The 19,491-nt window shown below is 58.6% G+C and carries 16 protein-coding genes and 2 tRNA genes; 5 read left to right on the top strand and 13 right to left on the bottom strand.

Features of this window, described 5'->3' with window-relative positions:
* Positions 1 to 222: 222 nt before the first annotated feature.
* The 6 genes from HMPREF2975_RS12130 to tig all read right to left on the bottom strand — a co-directional run bounded on the left by HMPREF2975_RS12130 (position 223) and on the right by tig (position 5,554).
* Complete coding sequence (locus tag HMPREF2975_RS12130; RefSeq protein WP_083314523.1) at positions 223 to 639, bottom strand: hypothetical protein; 417 nt, start codon at positions 637 to 639, stop codon at positions 223 to 225.
* A 113-nt stretch (positions 640 to 752) separates the two neighbouring features.
* Positions 753 to 1,097, bottom strand: coding sequence for a chorismate mutase (locus tag HMPREF2975_RS09875; protein ID WP_058236360.1), 345 nt, complete (start codon positions 1,095 to 1,097; stop codon positions 753 to 755).
* Between the two features lie 89 nt (positions 1,098 to 1,186).
* The gene (gene clpX / locus HMPREF2975_RS09870) at positions 1,187 to 2,440 is read right to left on the bottom strand and encodes an ATP-dependent Clp protease ATP-binding subunit ClpX (protein ID WP_058236359.1); all 1,254 of its coding nucleotides are present in this window, start codon (positions 2,438 to 2,440) and stop codon (positions 1,187 to 1,189) included.
* A 260-nt stretch (positions 2,441 to 2,700) separates the two neighbouring features.
* The gene (locus tag HMPREF2975_RS09865) at positions 2,701 to 3,348 is read right to left on the bottom strand and encodes an ATP-dependent Clp protease proteolytic subunit (RefSeq protein ID WP_058236358.1); all 648 of its coding nucleotides are present in this window, start codon (positions 3,346 to 3,348) and stop codon (positions 2,701 to 2,703) included.
* Between the two features lies 1 nt (position 3,349).
* On the bottom strand, positions 3,350 to 3,982 hold the full coding sequence (locus tag HMPREF2975_RS09860) for an ATP-dependent Clp protease proteolytic subunit (RefSeq protein WP_307876270.1): 633 nt from the start codon (positions 3,980 to 3,982) through the stop codon (positions 3,350 to 3,352).
* A 195-nt stretch (positions 3,983 to 4,177) separates the two neighbouring features.
* Positions 4,178 to 5,554 carry a trigger factor gene (gene tig, locus HMPREF2975_RS09855; RefSeq protein ID WP_070727446.1) on the bottom strand — a complete coding sequence of 459 codons (1,377 nt, stop codon included), beginning with the start codon at positions 5,552 to 5,554 and terminating at the stop codon, positions 4,178 to 4,180.
* Positions 5,555 to 5,742: 188 nt separating this feature from the next.
* On the opposite strand from tig, the gene HMPREF2975_RS09850 reads away from it, so the two are divergent.
* From HMPREF2975_RS09850 to HMPREF2975_RS09835, 4 genes are all read left to right on the top strand, one after another.
* Entirely contained in the window at positions 5,743 to 7,143 is a 1,401-nt protein-coding gene (locus HMPREF2975_RS09850; RefSeq protein ID WP_070727443.1) for an MBL fold metallo-hydrolase RNA specificity domain-containing protein, read from the top strand.
* Positions 7,144 to 7,412: 269 nt separating this feature from the next.
* Complete coding sequence (locus tag HMPREF2975_RS09845; protein WP_070727568.1) at positions 7,413 to 9,140, top strand: SLC13 family permease; 1,728 nt, start codon at positions 7,413 to 7,415, stop codon at positions 9,138 to 9,140.
* A gap of 125 nt (positions 9,141 to 9,265) precedes the next feature.
* On the top strand, positions 9,266 to 10,900 hold the full coding sequence (locus HMPREF2975_RS09840) for an MFS transporter (protein WP_070727440.1): 1,635 nt from the start codon (positions 9,266 to 9,268) through the stop codon (positions 10,898 to 10,900).
* Between the two features lie 155 nt (positions 10,901 to 11,055).
* Positions 11,056 to 11,982, top strand: coding sequence for a diacylglycerol kinase family protein (locus HMPREF2975_RS09835; RefSeq protein ID WP_193600044.1), 927 nt, complete (start codon positions 11,056 to 11,058; stop codon positions 11,980 to 11,982).
* Between the two features lie 134 nt (positions 11,983 to 12,116).
* Here HMPREF2975_RS09835 and HMPREF2975_RS09830 read toward each other — a convergent pair whose 3' ends face one another.
* The 6 genes from HMPREF2975_RS09830 to HMPREF2975_RS09805 all read right to left on the bottom strand — a co-directional run bounded on the left by HMPREF2975_RS09830 (position 12,117) and on the right by HMPREF2975_RS09805 (position 17,637).
* Entirely contained in the window at positions 12,117 to 13,169 is a 1,053-nt protein-coding gene (locus HMPREF2975_RS09830; protein WP_070727438.1) for a zinc-binding dehydrogenase, read from the bottom strand.
* Between the two features lie 184 nt (positions 13,170 to 13,353).
* Positions 13,354 to 14,205, bottom strand: a complete 852-nt coding sequence (locus HMPREF2975_RS09825; protein WP_070727434.1) for a metal ABC transporter permease — start codon at positions 14,203 to 14,205, stop codon at positions 13,354 to 13,356.
* Positions 14,202 to 15,143: a metal ABC transporter permease gene (locus HMPREF2975_RS09820; RefSeq protein WP_083314519.1), complete on the bottom strand. Its 942-nt coding sequence runs from the start codon at positions 15,141 to 15,143 to the stop codon at positions 14,202 to 14,204. Before HMPREF2975_RS09820 ends, HMPREF2975_RS09825 begins: the two co-directional genes overlap by 4 nt.
* Positions 15,133 to 15,930 (bottom strand): metal ABC transporter ATP-binding protein, encoded by a 798-nt coding sequence (locus HMPREF2975_RS09815; RefSeq protein WP_058236349.1) that lies wholly within the window; start codon positions 15,928 to 15,930, stop codon positions 15,133 to 15,135. Before HMPREF2975_RS09815 ends, HMPREF2975_RS09820 begins: the two co-directional genes overlap by 11 nt.
* A 21-nt stretch (positions 15,931 to 15,951) precedes the next feature.
* Positions 15,952 to 17,124: a metal ABC transporter substrate-binding protein gene (locus tag HMPREF2975_RS09810; RefSeq protein WP_083314518.1), complete on the bottom strand. Its 1,173-nt coding sequence runs from the start codon at positions 17,122 to 17,124 to the stop codon at positions 15,952 to 15,954.
* 436 nt (positions 17,125 to 17,560) lie between these two features.
* A tRNA-Pro gene (locus tag HMPREF2975_RS09805) sits at positions 17,561 to 17,637 on the bottom strand.
* A 170-nt stretch (positions 17,638 to 17,807) separates the two neighbouring features.
* Between HMPREF2975_RS09805 and HMPREF2975_RS09800 the strand changes: the two genes are divergently transcribed.
* Positions 17,808 to 17,881, top strand: a tRNA-Gly gene (locus HMPREF2975_RS09800).
* 216 nt (positions 17,882 to 18,097) lie between these two features.
* Here the strand turns inward: HMPREF2975_RS09800 and HMPREF2975_RS09795 are convergent.
* On the bottom strand, positions 18,098 to 19,491 hold a 1,394-nt coding region (locus HMPREF2975_RS09795), incomplete at its 5' end, for a recombinase family protein (protein ID WP_070727431.1).

Genomic DNA, 19,491 nt, shown 5'->3' with positions numbered 1-19,491 from the left:
CCATGCTGACATACTGGCTCGGTGAATCCTCATGTAGCCAGTTACTTCCCTGTCCTTCAGCTCACATATTTCTTTCGGACAATACCCCTGTTATTATCTTCACGTCAAGAGAAATTTTAGAATTTCATTGCCGTATCTCGAATCGCAGAATTCGAAATACGCAAAAATGCGGCAGATATCGCTGAGGATATCTGCCGCCTTGCGCGTTCCTGGTGCCGCGGATTAGGACATGGACACGGAGGCGCTCGCTGCTACTATCGCAACAATGATGAACCATATGATCATGAGAACAACGAACACGATCAGTGATGCCAGGAAGCCGTTACGCGACATGCGCGAATCGTTCGGACGCTGATCCTTCCAGACCAACCACAAAACCAGGCCGACAATCGGGACGAAGAATCCCAGGACCGCCCATCCGATGCTGCCGGTGTCCACAGGATTTGCTCCCTGCTGATACTGGCTCGCCTGCTGGTACTGCCCCGGCTGGCCGTATGGCGATGGCTGTCCAGCCTGGTACTGCTGAGACTGGGATCCGTACGCATCGGAGCCGGACGAATTGTACTGATTCTCCTGCCCATAATTAGGGTTATCCTGCCCATAATTAGGGGGAGTATTGGTGTTTTGGCTCATTGCCATTGCCCTCATATCCTCGAAAGTGTATGACGTGATTACAGTTCTGACGAACTATCTCTATGATACGGTCACTGGCCCCACTTTGTGAACGATGTCATTTACGTGTTACGCCCCGTTCACTCCTCGTTTCCAAAATTGCGCTTGATGTGTTCATGATGTCGGATAACCTCGCGCACCATAAAGGCCAGGAACTTCTCCGCAAAGTCCGGATCCAGCCCGCTTTCTTCCGCCAAACGCCGCAATCGCGCCACTTGCCGCGCCTCACGCGCCCGATCTTCAGGCGGCATATCGTGCTCCGCCTTGATGAACCCTACGCGCTTCGTGCAGCGAAACCGCTCCGCCAGGATGTGGATGAGCGCAGCATCAATATTGTCGATCGTTTCGCGTGCCTGGCTGAGTTCTACAGGAATAGCGGGCTGCGTGCCGGCACTGGCGGCACTCGGGTCAGATGTTTGGTTCATATCAGCACTCCCCTCGTTGTCTTACGTGCTGCGTCGTCTTCGACGCGTGCATGTCTTCCTGCCGGGCACACCCGCTCCGGCAAACGCGGCTACGCGCTTTGAGTCTTCGCCTCACCAGGGGCATACAGTTCCGCGTCCCCCTCGCCGGTGACGACATCGCGGGTAATGACGACGGTGCCGACATCGTCGCGACTGGGTAGTTCAAACATCAGGTCGGACAGCGTCTTTTCCATAATGGTGGACAGGCCGCGCGCGCCCGTACCTCGCCTGTTGGCTTCAGAGGCGATCTCCATCAGCGCGTCCTCGGTAAATTCCAGCGTCATGTCGTCCAGCTCAAACAGGTGCTGGTACTGGGCGACGAGGCATGCCTGCGGCTCGGTGAGGACGCGAACCAGGTCCTGCTCGGTGAGCAGTTTCGTTGAGGTGAGGATCGGGAGCCTGCCGATAAATTCCGGAATCATGCCGAACTTGTGCAGATCTTCGGGCGTGACTGATTCGTAAATGTCACCCATTTCGGAAGAGGATTTCAGTGACGAGGCAAAACCTGTGGAGCGCTGTCCAAGGCGCGCCCGCACGATCTCCTCGATACCGGCAAATGCGCCGGCCGCGATGAACAGAATGCCGGATGTGTCGATTTCGAGGAACTGCTGGTGCGGATGCTTGCGACCGCCTTGAGGCGGGACGGATGCGACGGTCCCTTCAATAATCTTGAGCAGTGCCTGTTGGACACCCTCGCCCGATACGTCTCGCGTGATCGACGCATTTTCGCCCTTGCGGCCAATCTTGTCGATCTCGTCAATGTAGATGATGCCGCGTTCCGCCTTCTTGATGTCGCCGTCGGCTTCCTGGATAAGTTTGAGCAGGATGTTTTCAACGTCCTCGCCAACATACCCTGCCTCCGTCAGCGCAGTGGCATCCACGATCACGAACGGAACGTGCAGCATGCGGGCAAGCGATCGGGCCAGGTGGGTTTTCCCGGTTCCGGTTGGACCCAGCATGAGAATATTGGACTTGGTGCCCTGCATATCCTCATCGTTTCCGGCTTCCCTGGAGCGCACGCGCTTGTAGTGGTTGTAGACTGCTACAGATAGTGCGCGCTTGGCGCGGTCCTGACCGATGACCCACGAGTCAAGGAAGTCGAAGATTTCGCGCGGTTTGGGTAGCGGGGTCTGCGTAGGCGCGCTGTCAGTCTGCAGCTCTTCTTCAATGATTTCGTTGCACAGTTCGATGCACTCGTTGCAGATGTACACACCGGAGCCGCCGATCAGCTTGCGCACTTGTTTTTGTGTCTTGCCGCAGAACGAACACTTGAGCAGTTCTGCCCCATCCGTCAACCGTGCCATGACGCGCCTCCCATTTGATCCGCACACCTCCATGCGCGTGTTTCTAGCCTAATGGAGCCATCCGCAGTGGGCGAACCGGCGCGCGTGGGAACGCCCTCGCCAATCATGTGAGGTTTCCCGGTCGGGTGTCACGTAATTGACGAGGGCGACTTGTCCACGAACAGCTCGGCGCGCTGAACAAAGTGACTGGCACCACCTGCTGATACATGCGAGCAGCACCGCGCGTATCTGAGCCAGCGATACTACGCGCCGGCGATCAGTTACTGGGCTTTGCGCGGCTCGAGCACCTGGTCGATCAGACCGTACTCGCGGGCCTGCTCAGCAGTGAGGATCTTGTCGCGTTCAATGTCGCGGCGTACCTGCTCCGAACTGACGCCTGAATGCTTCGACAGGGTGTCTTCGAGCCACTTGCGCATGCGGTCAATCTCATCGGCCACGATCTCGATGTCCGAGGCCTGACCGTGCATGCCTTCCATCGCAGGCTGGTGAATCAGGATACGAGCGTTCGGCAGTGCGAGTCGGCGTTCAGGCGCGCCCGCGGCCAGCAACACGGCGGCAGCCGAGGCGGCCTGCCCCAGGCACACGGTCTGGATCTGAGGCTTGACGTACTGCATGGTGTCGTAGATGGCGGTCATCGCAGTGAACGAGCCGCCGGGGCTGTTGATGTACATCGTGATCATTGAATCGGGATCCTGAGACTCCAGCACGAGCAGCTGAGCCATCACATCGTCAGCCGACGAATCGTCAACCTGAACTCCGAGGAACACGATGCGGTCCTCGAACAGTTTGGCGTACGGATCCTGGCGCTTGTACCCGTAGGCGGTGCGCTCCTCGAAGGTGGGCAGCACGTAGCGGGCCTGCGGCATCTGACGGGCCATTGCGTCAAAGTAAGGAGCAGTGCTGGACATATCAGTTCTCTCCGTTCTGCGCGTCGTTGGCACGGTGGCCGATCTCCTGCGGTGTGGAGACGATCTTGTCGGCAAATCCGTAATCGACAGCTTCCTGAGCGCTGAACCAGTGGTCGCGGTCGGAATCCGCAAGGATCTGCTCGACGGACTTACCGGTGCGCTCAGCGGTGATTTCCGCCAGTTCGCGCTTCATCTTGAGAATCAGTTCGGCGTTGATGCGAATGTCGGTGGCCGAACCACCGGCCCCGCCTGAGGGCTGGTGCATGAGGACACGCGTGTGCGGGGTGATGAAACGCTTGCCGGGTGCGCCTGCGGTGAGCAGGAACTGTCCCATGGACGCTGCAAGACCCATGGCCACGGTGACAACATCCGGCTTGACGTACTGCATCGTGTCGTAGATGGCCATGCCGCCGGTGACCGAGCCGCCGGGGCTGTTGATGTACAGGTAGATGTCGCGGTCGGGATCTTCAGCAGCCAGAAGCAGCATCTGCGCGCAGATTGCGTTCGCATTTTCGTCTTCCACTGCACTTCCCAGCCAGATAATGCGTTCCTTGAGCAGACGCTGGTAGACAGCATCTCCGAACGAGCCTTGAGGCTGCGCGCCGTCGGCGCCTCTCACGCGCTGTTCACTCACTTGACGTCCTTCCATCGGGCACTTTTCATCACTGATGTCCAACCTACCGGTTTCGCACTGCGCCGTCGGCCTGGATTGGCACTTTTCGCTGACGGCGCACGCTCGCGCACGCTCATACATGCTCACCTCATGCAGGCGGGGCAGGACCGTTTTCTGGTTCCTGCCCCGCGTGTGAGTGATTGATCAGCTACGCGATCACTTCTCGTCAGCTTCTGCTGCCTCTGCGTCTTCAGTCTCGGCTGCATCGTCGGCCTCAGCTGCATCCTCAGCCGCTTCGTCAGCGCCTTCGGCTGCATCATCGCTAGCTTCTTCATCACCAAAGAACTCAGTCAGGTCGATGGCCTGGCCGTTTGTGTCCTTCACGGTGACCAGACGCAGGGCCTCGATGATGGCCTTGGTGCGGGTCAGTCGTGCAACCACGGTCTGGACTTCCTCGGGCGAAGAGATCAGCTGGTTAATGTCGATGCCGTAGGTCTGCGACATCTGCATCAGGTAGTCGATCAGTTCGCGTTGGGAAACCTGGACTTCCAGTTTCTTGGCCAGTTCGTCGGAGAGGATGTCGCGACGGAACTCGAGTTCGAGCTCTTCGCGGGCTTCCTTCTTCTTCTTGGCGGTGGGCTTGTCACCCAGCTGCTGCTTGACAGCCTCGTCGATGACGGATTCAGGCAGGAGGATTTCCACCCTGTCCAGCAGTGCATCGACCAGACGGTCGCGTGCGTCCAGCGCCTGCTGAGAACGCTTGGTCTGCTCAGCCTGCTTCTTCATGTCCTCCATGAGTTCGTCAGCAGTGTCGAATTCGGATGCCATCTGGGCGAATTCGTCATCAACCTTCGGCATTTCGCGCATCTTCACGGAGTGAACGTGCAGGACAACTTCCGCCTCTTCACCGGCATGATCTCCACCCTTGAGCTTGGACGTGAAGGTCACGTCGTCACCCGAGTGCGTGCCGCGCAGAGCCTTGTCCTGGCCATCCAGCATCGTGCCGGAACCGATTTCGTAGGAAACCTCGGACACCGAATCCACCTCTTCACCGTCGACCGTTGCAGTCAGGTCGATGGTGACGAAGTCGCCGGTCTTAGCCTGGCGCTTGACGGACTTCAGCGTGGCGAAACGTGCGCGCAGGCGGTCCAGCTCGGTCTGCACGTCTTCGTCGGTGACATCCGCCGGGTCAACCTCAACGGTCATGTCATCGGTAATTTCGGGCACTTCGAAGGCGGGAACGATGTCGACCTCGCCGGTGAAGACGAGCTTGCCGCTGATCGGGCCGCTGGTCGCCGGAATTTCGGTGACTTCGATGCTGGGTTGAGCCATGGGGCGCAGTTCGTTTTCCACGACCGCCTGCGAGTACAGGCGAGGCAAAACCTCGTTGACTGCCTGCTCGATGATGGCGGCACGACCAAATCGCTGATCGATAATGCGCGGCGGAACGTGTCCCTTACGGAAACCGGGGATATTCGCCTGCTTCGAAATTTCCTTGTATGCCTTGTCCATCTGAGGCTTGATTTCTTCATGGTCGGCCTCAACGGTCAAGCGCACCTTGGTGGGCTCGAGGGTCTCAACAGTGCTCTTCACGTGTGTGCACTCCAACGTCTTGTTTCGATTTCAGCCCGTATTTCGGGCACATGACAACCCCTCGATTCTACGACAAGTCCCAGGCGTTGTCTGCAAGGGATCCGTCATATGTGGGATGAATCTACCGAATGTGCGACACGCACCACTGAACGTCCCCATCGCAACGTAATCTGCGTCACAGTAAAGGTATGGCTCCAACGACCTTAACTTTCGTGGGCGCAGCTGGAACCGTGACCGGTTCCAAGCATCTTCTAACCGTTGACTCCCCACGAGGCGAGCGACGGATTCTCATCGATTCAGGCCTGTATCAGGGCGAGAAAAAACTCCGCCGCAAGAACTGGTCTGATTTTCCAGTCCCGGCCGATTCCATTTCGGACATTCTCCTCACTCACGCACACCTGGATCACGTGGGATATTTGCCACGCCTGGTCAAGCAGGGCTTCAGCGGCACCATCTGGGCCACACCGTCCACCATCGACCTGGCACATATCGTTCTGCGAGATTCTGCCTACCTGCAGGAACGCGACGCCGAGCATGCACGCACCTATGGGTACTCCAAGCACCGCCGGCCGTTACCGCTGTATACGGTCAACGACGTTGAGGACACGCTGCCACTGATGCGAGCTGTCGATTTCGACGCTGACATTGACGTGGGCGGGCAGGTCAGTGCGCACTGGACGCGCGCCGGCCACATCCTCGGCTCAGCTTCGATCCGCGTCCACACACCTGGCGGTGACGCGCTGTTTTCCGGTGACCTGGGCCGACCCACGCACCCCGTTCTGCGCTCGCGAGAAATTCCCGAGGGTGCCCCGACGGTTCTGCTCGAATCAACATATGGAGATCGTGAACACTTTGAAGCTGATCCAGGACACGAAAAGCACGAAGTGTTCCGTGACGCCATCTGCCGAACCATCGATCGCGGCGGCTCCGTTCTGGTTCCAGCGTTCGCCGTCGACCGCACTGAAGTAGTGCTGAAAGTACTTTCCGACATGGTCGCTGCCGGCCAGATCCCCTCGGTGCCAATCTACGTGGACTCCCCCATGGCGCTGGCGTCCCTGCGCCTCTACCAGGCTGTCAGTGCGCGCGGCGAACTCAATGATGAAGTGGGAGGCCTGAAGCTGAGCAACCTGAATCTCATTGAGGTGCGAGACCAGGAACAGTCGCAAAAACTCAACGATCCTAAGGAGCCTTCCATCATTGTGTCGGCCTCCGGCATGCTCACCGGCGGCCGCGTCCTGCACCATATCGAGCACATGCTCCCCCAGGCGATTCATACCGTCGTGTTGACCGGCTATCAGGCGGTAGGCACACGTGGGCGCGCGCTCCTGGACGGCGCACGCGAACTGAAAATGCATGGCGCGTGGGTGAGCGTGCAGGCCGAGGTGATTCGCGACGAGGAATTCTCCGTACACGCAGATTGCTCGGAGCTGGTGGACTGGGTACGCGATCTGGTGCCTCAGCCTCGTTCAGTGTGGTGCGTGCATGGCGAAGATAAGGCTGCACAGGCGTTAGTCGATTCGCTCGATCAGGAGCTGGGCGTACGCGCCCGGGTGGCCGTCCCGGAGAAGACCATCGAGTTGAAGAAGTGACAAAGCGTCCACTCCCCCGCTTCTCAGTCGACCAGAACCGACCGGAACAGAACACGCTTTTTTCCTACTTTTGTGTCCTTTTCGTAACTTTTCTCATCGCAATTGACTGACGTGCGTCGTGGCGTGCCATACAATAATGTCTGCGACTAAAGTCCTATATGCGCCACTGTGCATACAGGTGGCGGACCGACGATGGTACGCCGCGTCGCGCATCTGTTCTGGGATTCTCCGTCGAGGGCGACGCGTCCTCTGTGTCACGAAAGGTCACCATGAGTATTCCTACCCTTCACACATCGTCATCACATGCGGCAGCTGATGACTACGTAGCGCCATCACGTACCGTCCACCTTGTGCGCATGGCGGGCCTGCTGGGAGGCCCGCTCCTGGCTGTACTGGTGTACTTCATCATGCCCGACAATGCCGCCGACATCGCAGCACAAGGCTTGTCCGACGACAAGCTCAGCACCATGAATCTTGACGGCCTGCCCATCGTGGCCGCGGTCGCGATCCTCATGGGCATCTGGTGGATGACCGAAGCCATCCCGCTCGCCGCCACTGCCCTGATTCCAATGGTCGTCTTCCCTGCCCTACAGGTCGATTCTTTTTCCGGAACAGCCGGACCGTACGCCTCGGACACGATCTACCTGTTCATGGGTGGATTCATCCTGGCGCTCGCCATGCAGCGCTGGAACCTGCACCGACGTATCGCGCTGACCGTGGTCAACATGGTCGGGACGAAACCTCGCCAACTGGTCGCAGGATTCATGATCGCAACTGGCTTCCTGTCAATGTGGGTGTCCAACACCGCGACCGCCGTCATGATGCTGCCCATCGGAATGTCGGTGCTGCAGCTCGTCTCCCAGCTCGAAGGTTCCCGCCAGGCAGATTCTGAGGATCTACCCGCCGACGCTGAATCAGTGTCCGGCACAGCTCGCGACGCCACAAAAGGTGGCGTCGTGGCAGCAATCGTTCAAAAAGGTAAGGATGCCTCGGAAACGATCAGTAAGCAGACGCAGCTATATCACTCGAAGTTCGCCATTTCCCTCATGCTCGGCATCGCCTATTCCGCTTCGATCGGCTCACTGGGAACCATCATCGGCACTCCGCCCAACTCGCTCCTGGTGGCATACCTGAAGGAAAACCACGATATTTCGATCGGTTTCGGACAGTGGATGCTGGTAGGTGTCCCACTGGCGGTGACGTTCCTGGCGATCGGATGGTTCCTGCTGACATATGTTCTGTTCCCACCGGAAATCTCGGAAATCCCCGGAGGTAAGAAGCTCATTCGCAGTGAACTGAAGAAGCTCGGCCCGATGGGCAGCGGCGAGTTACTCGTCGGCATCCTCTTCGTGGCCGCCGCCATCTTGTGGGTGTTCCTGCCCTTTTTCCTGAAGTTTTTCGGCATTCAGATCAAGGGGATCGACACCATTATCGGCATGGGGATCTCCTTGCTGCTCTTCATCATTCCGGCAGACCCGAAGCGAGGGGTGCGTTTGATGAACTGGGAGTCAATGAAGGACCTACCCTGGGATATCATCCTGCTGTTCGGTGGCGGTCTGGCTCTGTCTGGCCAGTTCTCTCACACGGGCCTGTCAAACTGGGTAGGCCACTCAGTTGAGCAGTTGCGCACCCTGCCCATCATCGTGATTTTGTTCGCGATCACGGCGCTCGTCCTGGCTCTGACGGAGCTCACCTCCAACACCGCAACTGCTGCCGCGTTCCTGCCGATTATCGGCGGCGTCGCCATCGGCCTTGGGTACGGCGATATGAACATCCTGCTCTTCGTGATCCCGGCTGCGTTGGCTGCCACGTGTGCGTTCATGCTCCCGGTCGCCACGCCTCCAAACGCCATCGCGTACGGGTCGGGTTACGTGCGCATCGTCGACATGATCAAGGCAGGTTTCTGGTTTAACGTCGTCGGCATCTTCCTGGTGATGGGCACCGTACTGGCTCTGGCGGTCCCGATCTTTGGTCTAGCTTTAACGCCTTCCGTGTAGCACTCCGGTCGCCCTCGGCAATCACGATGAACGAGGGCGACCGCGGCGCCGTGTCGAAACTCCAGCTTGAATCATCGGGCGGATGACCGCGCGCCACTTTAATGACGGTGTGTCATAATCATGGCATGACACCGACCTCCCTGAAAAGTGCGTCCACTGCGCCATCTCAGTCATCAACACTGGCGCACCCCTGGATCGCACTCGTTTTCCTGTCTCTGGCACTGTCACTGATCGTTATGGACGGCACCATCATCAACGTGTCTTTGCCGACAATCATGCGTGACCTCGAGCTCACATTCACGCAGGCTCAATGGCTGACAACGAGCTACGCGCTGATTTTCTCGGCGCTGCTGATCACCGTGGGACGTCTGGCCGATAACTGGGGACGACGCAACATCCTTCTGGCAGGGATCGCCATCTTTGTTATCGCATCAATCATTGCCGGCACGGCGCGTACTTTCACTCCTCTGCTCATCGCACGTTTCCTGCAGGGCACCGGAGCGGCGGCCGTTTCTCCAACAACACTCTCAACTGTCAACGCGACGTTTACAGGCAAGAGGCGCATGATTGCGTTCGCCGTGTGGGGGTCAGTTATTTCAGGGATGGCCGCTGTTGGTCCTCTGCTGGGTGGCTGGATCACGACGAGCACCACCTGGCCGTGGATTTTCCTGATCAATGTTCCGATCGGCATCATCGTTGCGCTCGGCTGCATTTTCTTCGTGCCCAACACTTATGGAGAACGCTCCGAACACGGTTTCGACGCGGGCGGGTTTATCACCTCGTCAATCGGTTTCGCCGCTCTGGTCTACGCACTGATTCAGGGGCGTGACCTGGGCTGGTGGAAGCCGATCAATGAGGACTGGACGTCATGGCCACTCTCGCCTGTGCCGCTGGCGGCTGCTCTGGCCGCCGTCCTGCTCGGCTTTTTCATCTGGTGGGAACGGCGACAGCTGCGAGTGGACGGGCCGCACCTGCTGAATCTGAATCTTTTCAAGCTCCGAAGCTTTTCTGCAGGGAACGTGGCCGCTGCGGCAATCTCAGTGGGAGAATTCGGTCTGCTCTTCGCGTTGCCTTTGTACCTTCAGAACGTCCGCATGCTCACACCGCTCCAATCAGGCGGTGTCCTGGCTGCAATGGCTGCAGGCGCCTTTATCGCAGGTGGCTCAGCATCCCCACTGGGGCGTCTCTTTTCTGCAACGTGGGTGGCGCGCGCCGGACTGGCCATAGAATCCATTGCCGTATTCAGCCTGGCGATCAGCCTGACAGCCCACACGCCCATCGCAGTTATCGTCACAGCACTGGTTGCCTACGGTTTTGGTCTGGGGTTGGCGTCAGCGCAACTCACATCCGTCATTCTGGTTGATGTGCCACCCAGCACGTCGGGGCAGGCATCCGCCACCCAGTCCACGACACGTCAGGTCGGTACAGCGTTGGGAATTGCTCTGGTTGCAACGTTCCTGGCTGCGTCGGTGAATTCACAGGTACAGGGAAGCCTCGACGATGTGCCGCTGCCCGAGCAGGCACGTCACGGCATCGAAGCGTCTGTCGCACCTTCAGCTGGCGCTTCCATTCGGGCGCTGACTGACTCGGACGGTTCAGAAGGCGTTCCAGCGGAACTGACCGATGAGGTGATCGACAAACTGTCGGAGGCTTTCAGCGTCGGAACGTCGCGCGCAATGGGAGTGGCCGGCGCAGCCCTCGGACTGGGATGTGCACTGACGTTCTTCCTGCCTGGCGCCCGCAAGCCCTCAGGCGAATAGGGCACGTGGCACGGGGGGGTTACCTCGCGTCACACGGCGGCGCTTCTGCGGATACTTGTTCGACACGCCCGCTTAAATCGCTACACTATATCAATTGCATCCCATCTGACAGCGACGATCGCTGTGGCGTAGAACAAGAAATGAACGGAGTATGTATGACCGATCCCCATTCACGGCCACAGAGCCCGATCCGTCGGATCGCACTGATTACAAACCCTGTTGCAGGTTTGGGATCGTCGATGGATGCGGCACGGCGCGCCACTGAGTTTCTGGCCAATCGCGGCATCGATGTGGTCTCCATTGCCAGCTACCTGCCACTGACGACGAGCCTGCGCACTCGCGAATTTGTCGCTGACCCAACCATTGACGCGATTGTGGTGTGCGGCGGAGACGGGCTGATCAACCTTGCATTGCAGGAGGTGGTCGGCACAGGCAAACTCTTCGGTGTCATACCGGCTGGCACCGGTAACGACCTGGCACGCGAATATTCCATTCCTTTCGATCCCAGAGCAGCCGCATCACTCATTGTGGACGGCCACCACGACAGCGTTGATGTGGGCCTCATGAGCCACGCGAACGGGGAAGAACGCTACTTCGCAACAATTATGTGCGCGGGCGTGGATTCAATGATTAACGATCGTGCCAACCAGATCAGATGGCCGAAGGGTAATTCACGCTACCTGCTGGCACTGGGCATCGAGTTCGCACGCCTACGCCCCCTGCGCACAACGATCCGCATCGACGGCAAAGGCACACATCACGTCCCGACAATTCTCAACGCCATTGCCATTACCAAGACGTATGGCGGCGGCATCATGATGTGTCCGCATGCTAACCCCCGCGACGGCCTGCTGTCGATCAGCCTGGTGGAAACGCTCAATCGCCTCGAAGCGATCAGCAAAGTTCCGAAGGTCTTCCTGCACCGCCTGGAGGAGGTACCGGAGGTCCACATGTACCGTGCCCACAGTGTTGACATCGAAGTCAGCGGCCTCGATGCATTTGCTGACGGCGAGCGTCTCATGCCCATGCCTTTGCACATCGAATGCGTGCCGCGCGCCCTCAACTTGATCATGGCGAGGTAGAGCGGCGCACGCAAGTCGCCCTCGCTCATTGTGACGAACGAGGGCGACTGTGGCAGATCAGTGAGTTTGCGTCGAATCGGTGGGGCTGGCTCACTATGCTGCTGCAGACCAACGGCCAGCCACCGAGAGGCACCCTAGCTTTCAGCCCACGGATCGACGACTATACGGATCGGGTTACCTGTCTTATTGCGCATGATGTCCAGGCCTTCTTCCAGATTCTCCAGCGAGATGATCTGAGAGACCGATTCGGACAGATCCAGTCGCCCGGCCTTGACGAGTTCAGCAAGCAGGAAGATGTCCACTACTTCGTAGCCCAGGTGTCCTATGGCCTGACGGCGCTTGACGCCAAAATCGTACAGGCTTCCGCCGTGGAATTCCTGGCGTGACAGCCCGACCAGCACGGCGCGCCCCCTGTAGTCCAGTGACTGCACTGCCTGCTCGAAGGTCACCTGAAGACCGGCAGCGTCGAACGCAACGTCAATCATGCGCCCACCCGTCGCTTTCTTGATCTTGTCCATCAGTTCGGGGTCGTCGGATCGGAACGTGAAGTCAGCGCCCAGACGTTTGGCTCGATCAAACACACCCTCGTTGATGTCGATACCAATGACAGGGTACGCACCCGCCAGCCGGGACAGCTGGACGATGTGGGTTCCGACTCCACCCAATCCCCACACGGCAACGGCGTTGCCCATCGAGACCTTGCCGGTGTGCTTGACTGCTCCGAACGGGGTTGCCACGGCATCAGCGAGGATCGCGGCCTGTTCCATCGGCACACCATCGGGCACGCGGGTGAGTCCTTCAGCGTTGGCCACTGTGTACTGCGCCCATGCACCGTCATAGTCAAATGCCATAATGCGCAGGTTTTGGCATGAGCCTCGGTTACCTCGGCGGCATTCGCGACACTTCAGGCAGGGCATACCCGACTGCGGGATGACCTTGTCGCCGATCTCCCAGCCCTGCACATTCGATCCCATCTCTGCGATGGTGCCCGAGCACTCGTGGCCCTGCGTGATTTCCGGCATTTTCATGGGAAAATCACTGTCGATCAGCGCCATATCCGAATGGCAGATTCCACAGTAGGCAACTTTGATGAGGACCTGGTTCGGACCGGGTTTGGGAATCGGAATATCCTCGATCGTTACGGTGCGATCTGAATGCAGACGCTGGGCGCGCATCGTGCCTTCCATTGCTCTCTCCTTTTTGCGCGCAGCGCCGTGCCCTCGTGCGCATAAAAAGACAGGCGTCTGTGCCTGCAGATGCGTTGACAAGGTTGTCGCCAAAGCTCACACGACGTCACGCGGACATTATGTAGGAGGATTTCTCCTATGAGCACAGACTAACCCATGACCTGCGGTTATTGGGTCTTTTGACCTATATCGCAGATGCGAGTTTCGACGAAGCGATGCGTGAGCCTGCCTCGACAATAACGAAGAAGCCTCCTGCAACCAACGCGATCGTGCCGCCTGCTGACAGGCCACACACGACCGCAAGCCCCAGTCCAACTACGGCAATAATGGTAGACGCGAGCGTGGACAGTGCGACGAAACGCGGCGTCGATGCGACGCGCCCCTTCAAGACGGTGGGTGCGGCGGCGATTAAGGAGATTGACACGACGGTGCCGACCGCCGGAATAATGACCGTCACCGTCGCGATAATCAGACCCAGGGTGATCAGGCGCATCAGGTCAGGCCGCCCTCCGCTGGCTCGGTAGTTCACCGCGTCGAAGCTGACTGCTACCAGCCGCCCGCCCATCAACGCCCACACTCCCCCAGCGACAATAAGGACGAGGGCGGCCGCGATAACGTCGATGCGCGTACATGCCAGCAGGGATCCTGTCAGGAAGCCGTCGATTCGCAGCGGCAGGGGCGCGAACCACTTATTGAGGAAGTAGCCAGAGGCAAACCCCACGGTGAGCGTGATTCCGGCGGCCGCCTGCGAGGAAATTCCTTTCAGGGCCGATACGCCATGCATCAACAGCGCGAGGACGAGTGAGGCCAGGCCAGCACCGATGAACAGTCCCAGAGACAAAGCCTCATGGCTGCTCGAGACCAGCGCCGCGCCGACCACGCCGATGACGGCGCCCGGGAACGCGGCATGGGTGATTGATTCAGTGAAGAAGATGCGCTGGCTGAGTACGGCGAGGGATCCGACCAGGCCGCACAGAGCTCCCACAACGATTACTTCAACCAGCGGCAGGGCGATGATGGTCCACATCGAGATCATGGGCGCACTCCCTGAATCGGGTGGGCGACAGGCTGCGTCACGTGCCCGGTGTCCAGTGCGCGCACGCACATGCGGTACAACGTGCGCACAGCCAGTACCAGCCCGAACATGGCACACACACTGAGCGAGACAGCAGCCTGCGGTGAGATTGGGCGCGAAACCGGCAAGTTCATAACATGCATCCCCAGGACCGCCCCGCCGACGCCGACCGCAATCCCCACGGGAATCATCCACCCGACGGTGCGGGCGACCAGTCGAGCGCTGGCCCCAGGGATCACCAGATATCCGATCACCAGCAGGACGCCGATGGCGGAAGCGGCTGATACAACAACGGCGGCGATCGCGGTGTTGAGAACAATGTCGACAAGGAGGGTGTTGACTCCCAGAACCGGAGCGGTATCGCGGTCGAAGGCGGTGATTACCTGGCCGCGCCACGTCAGGGCGACGATCACGATGGCGAGCAGGCAGAAGAGGACGGACTGCGCCAGGCGCGCATCGGTCACGTCCAGCAGTCGGCCGAACATGAGCGCTTCCAGCTGGCCGGACATGTCGCCTTTTTTCAGCGAGATCACCACGCCCAGTGCGAAGAAGGTCGTCAGAATCGTTGCGGTGGATCCCTCGGAAATGTGGCTGCGCTGCCCGGCCCACACCAGTGCTGCGATGACTGCGCATGCACATAGCGCAGCTCCGGGCACGATCATGTCGATGCCGCCATAAAGGGCACCTACTACGATGCCAGGGAAGACGCCGTGAACCAGTGATTCTGCGTTGAACTCCGCACACCGCACGTTGACCAGCACGCCGACCACTCCGCTGGCGCAGGCCAGGATAATCAGCAAGACAAATGGCCTGAACGTGTACGGAGCTGACGCAATAAATCCCCATCCAGGTAGTGGCTGCAGAAGCTGCCGTAGACCTTCAAGCCATTCAGCCCACATGCTCGGACTCCTGTGTCGCTATGTGCGCGATGCGAGCACGCCGATCAGCGCGGTGCTCCTCTTTACCTGCGCTGGTCGCTGCGAGTTCGACGGGCACCGACCCGCCGTATGCCTTCGCCACCAGCTCCGGTGTCAGTACCTGTGCGATTGGCCCGAATGCCACTTGCCTGCCTGCCAGCAGCAGTGCCCGTTCACAGGTAGCGTCAGCCAAGATGAGGTCATGCGTGGAGATCACGACGGCTACGCCCTGGTTCTTGGCGTTGGTGATGATGGAGAGCAGGGCACGGCGGTTCGGCTCATCCAACCCGTTGAACGGCTCGTCGAGCAGGATCATCGCCGGCTCAGCGACCAGGGCCCGCGCCAACAGGATGCGCTGACGCTGCCCGCCAGACAGGTCACCGAACCGGACGTCTCCACGATCACTCATCCCGACATTGGCGAGGGCGTCCTCGATGCGCTGTTTGCCGGTCGATCCGAGCCGCCCAAACAGTTTCCGCTGACCTCGGTATCCCATCGCAACTACCTGGCGAGCAGTGATGGGGAATGTGGGGTCCAGGTTGAGCTGTTGCGGGACGTATCCCACTGTTGAGCCTGGCGGCACTCGAAGGTGACCGGCGCTGACGCGGACGGATCCGATGATGCCGCGCAGCAGCGTGGTCTTTCCTGACCCGTTCGGCCCGATCAGTGCCAGCGCTTCACCTGCCTGGATGCTGCCATCCACTCCGGTGAGCACTGTCTTATTGCCGTATGCCAGTGAGCAGTTGTCGAATTCGAGTGCCGCGCCCATAGCCTTTCCTTGCTCCGTTGCCTATTTTTCTGCGAGCGTGTCAGGCAGCTGTGGTACGTTCCCGTTCCACGCCTGGACCAGCGTCGTCACGTTGTGAGTGATGGAGCCGACGTAGGTTTGTCCTGCCGACCCGTCGGGTCCGAGGGAGTCGCCGTATAGTGCGTCGTCTCCGACGATTGCTTTGACACCGGCGGCCTGAGCAACTGCCTCGATTGACTTCGAGTTGTTGGAGTTTTCTGCAAAAAGCGCGACCGCTCCTGAGTCCTTGACCTGTTGGGCGGCTTTCTTGATGTGGTCAGCGGTGGCGTCCTGTTGGCTGTTGAAATCCGACAGGGCTGCGCCGATGAACTTCACGCCGTAGTCTTTGGAGAAGTATCCGAATGCGTCGTGAGAGGTGAAGAGGACGCGGTGCTGAGGCGGAACCGAATCGATCGCTTCACGCACCCATCCGTCCAGGTCGGTCAGGGTCTGCGTGTACTGCGCAACGTGCCGGTCGAAGAGGTCCTTGTTGTCAGGCGAGGCTTTGCCGAGGATTTCACCGATATTGCGCACCTGGATGGCGGCGTTCTTCGGGCTGGTCCACACATGCGGGTCGTACTGAAACTCCGGTGTTGCGGCACCATCTTCAGGCGGGAACGGCCACTTTTGCACATCGACCTTCTGCGTGCCGCGATCAATGGTGTAGGGCAGGTCGCTTTCACGCTTGGTCACCGAGGCAGGGTCGTCGACTTCCGCTGCCGTCAGAACTCCCGATGTCACTCCCATGATCCCGTGGAAGCCAGATGCCTGGATTGCTGAGTCAAGGAAGTGTTCCAGGTCGACGCCAGAAACGAACATGATGTCGGCGTGAGCAAGGGCGTCTGCCTGTGCCGGGGTCATCTCGTGTTCATGTGCCGAGGCATTCGGGGCGAGTAGGCACGTCAGGTTAATCGTGGTGACGGCTGACTGGACTGGCGCTCCTAAGGCATGAGTGGCGCCCTGTGCGTCAGTTTTGTTGAGCGCCAGCGTCGAGTGCTCATCGGCGTTGCCGGCGATCTGCGTGACGTAATCGCACACTTGGGTGGTTGTAGCCACCACATTCACTGTGTTGGAGGAGCGTTGTGCGCCGGATTGACCATTCGCGGCGGTCGCTCCTGACATGTTCGCCTGGGTATTGCCGCAGCCTGCAAGACTAGCCACCGCCACGGCGACCATCGCTGCTCGAAGGCACACAGTTCTTTTCTTCACTCTTTCTCCCCTTATGTGTGATGCCGCTGGTCGTATTCCCTCCCAGCCCTTAACGATAACGGCTCTCACTATATGCCCAAGTTAGGTTTTCGGTCAACCGAATAATATGTTTGGTTCAATACAATATTTGATGGGTGTGGGAGTGTCAACGTGCAGATCAGGAGGCAACACAAGAGCACGGCAGCGTGCTGGGTACAGGGGTCTCACTGCAGTGTGTGCAGAGGCACAAAGTGCTGAAGTCAGAGGCCTCGCCGCGATGGATACAAGGGGGTAACCGAGGGATTCACAGGAAGAGGCAGTGGCCAGCCACCCTCGAAAATTCGAGAGGAGCGGAACGCAACGGGGACAGCTGAAGAACCCAAGAAGAACGGCACATTCGGAATGAATGACAATAAATCGAAAATGGTCGGGGTGACAGGATTTGAACCTGCGACCCTCTGCTCCCAAAGCAGATGCGCTACCAAGCTGCGCTACACCCCGGTCGGTTTTCCACCGCTTGGAAATGATAATGCATCCGCTGAACGAAAACCAATTCTCCCACTCAATCCAGTTTGTGGGATAGATCGTGGTTTTTCGATTTCACTTTTCAGCCTCGGCACGTTACGATCGATTCGTTCACGCGAGCAGTCACGCCTATCGGCGCTGACATCGCGGGCGTAGCTCAATGGTAGAGCCCCAGCCTTCCAAGCTGGTCATGCGGGTTCGATTCCCGTCGCCCGCTCCACTTGGACGTCGAAAATGATAAGTAGGCGTTTGCGTTAGCGCGTACGCCCCAAGGGGGTCAAGAAAATCGCTTGCGTTAGCGAGTGTGTAGCGCGTTTGCCCTGACCTGCGGAAATGCTTCCTGAGCACTATCGCTTCCCCTGTTGCCATGATTTCTGGGCATGAGAAAAGCCCGTCCGCGCTCATGCACGAACGGGCCAGAATCTTCATCTCAAATCTAAAGCTGAACCCTCACTACCTCACCAACTCGGAATACGAACCGGATCGTATCTTCGCCTACGATGGCGTGGTCGATGAGTGCGCTCCATTGTGCGGGGTGAAACTCGCTCACCGGTTCCCCTGTCAGATCATTCAGGGTTGTGGTGATGGCGGCGTGCTTGGCGGTGTTCGCTGCGATATCTGCCTCTAGGCTCGCTTTGCGTGCGAGCGTCTTACGGTAGGCAGTATCGAGCTCTGTGTAGTGGGCTTGGTAGGCGTCTTGGTCGAGCGCGCGTTGCTGGTTTTCCGCAATCAGTGCTTCGATCTGCTCGGTCAGCTCCACGATTTTCGCCTGGCAGGCGGCGGCTTGTTCTTCCAAACGGCTCGTATCGAACATGTCGCCAAGCACCTGCGGTAGGTGGCTTTCGTACCGGTGGCGGGCGATCAGTTGGTTGAGCGCTTGCACGAAAGAATCCTTGATCTGCTCGTCTTTCACTGTCGCGCTGCTGCAAGGGTGCTGCCCTGCGTATTTGTGGTTGCATTGCCAGACTGTGTACTTGTATTTCGTGTTCGATGCCCACGTTTTACGCCCATACCACGCACCACACTGAAAGCATTTGAGCCGGGTGGAGAACAACCCGACTTTCGCTGATGATATGTTGCCATGTCTGGTGGAGAGTTCGTATTGCACCTGATCCCAGATATGCGGAGCAATAATCGGCTCGTGATTGCCTGTTACGTAGTATTGGGGTACTTCGCCTTCGTTGACCTTCATCTTTTTAGTAAGGAAATCGGTGGTGAACGTCTTTTGGAGAAGAGCGTCGCCTTTGTATTTTTCGTTGGATAGAATGGAGCGCACTGTCGATGTTGACCATACTTCTTTCCCGCGCGGGGTGAGAATCTTGCGGGCAGCGAGTTCGGTTTTAATCTCACTGATCGCCATCCCGTCAAGGAACAGCTGGTAGATCAGCCTGACGGTCGGTGCCTGGGTTTCGTCGATGACGAGACTGCCGTCCGCTCCTTTCTTATATCCGAGTAGTGATGCGTAGGGAACCATAATCTTCCCATCGGCAAAACGTTTCCTGTGTCCCCAGGTGACGTTTTCGGAGATCGAGCGGGATTCTTCTTGCGCCAGACTCGACATGATCGTGATGAGTAATTCGCCTTTGGTGTCAAAGGTGTAAATATTTTCCTTCTGAAAATAGACCTCGACGCCTGCGTCTTTGAGCTTGCGCACGGTGGTCAAGGAGTCGACGGTGTTGCGTGCGAACCGGGAGACGCTTTTGGTGAGGATGAGATCGATTTTGCCTGCCAGGGCGTCATCGATCATGGTTTGGAATCCCTCACGGTGCTTCATAGAGGTGCCAGAGATACCTTCGTCGCAGTACATGCCCGCGAACTGCCAATCATTAC

It is taken from the genome of Actinomyces sp. HMSC065F12 (assembly GCF_001814535.1).
GTDB lineage: Bacteria > Actinomycetota > Actinomycetes > Actinomycetales > Actinomycetaceae > Pauljensenia > Pauljensenia radingae_A.
Note: the sequence above shows the minus strand (reverse complement) of the source record. Positions and strands in the feature narration are given on the sequence as shown.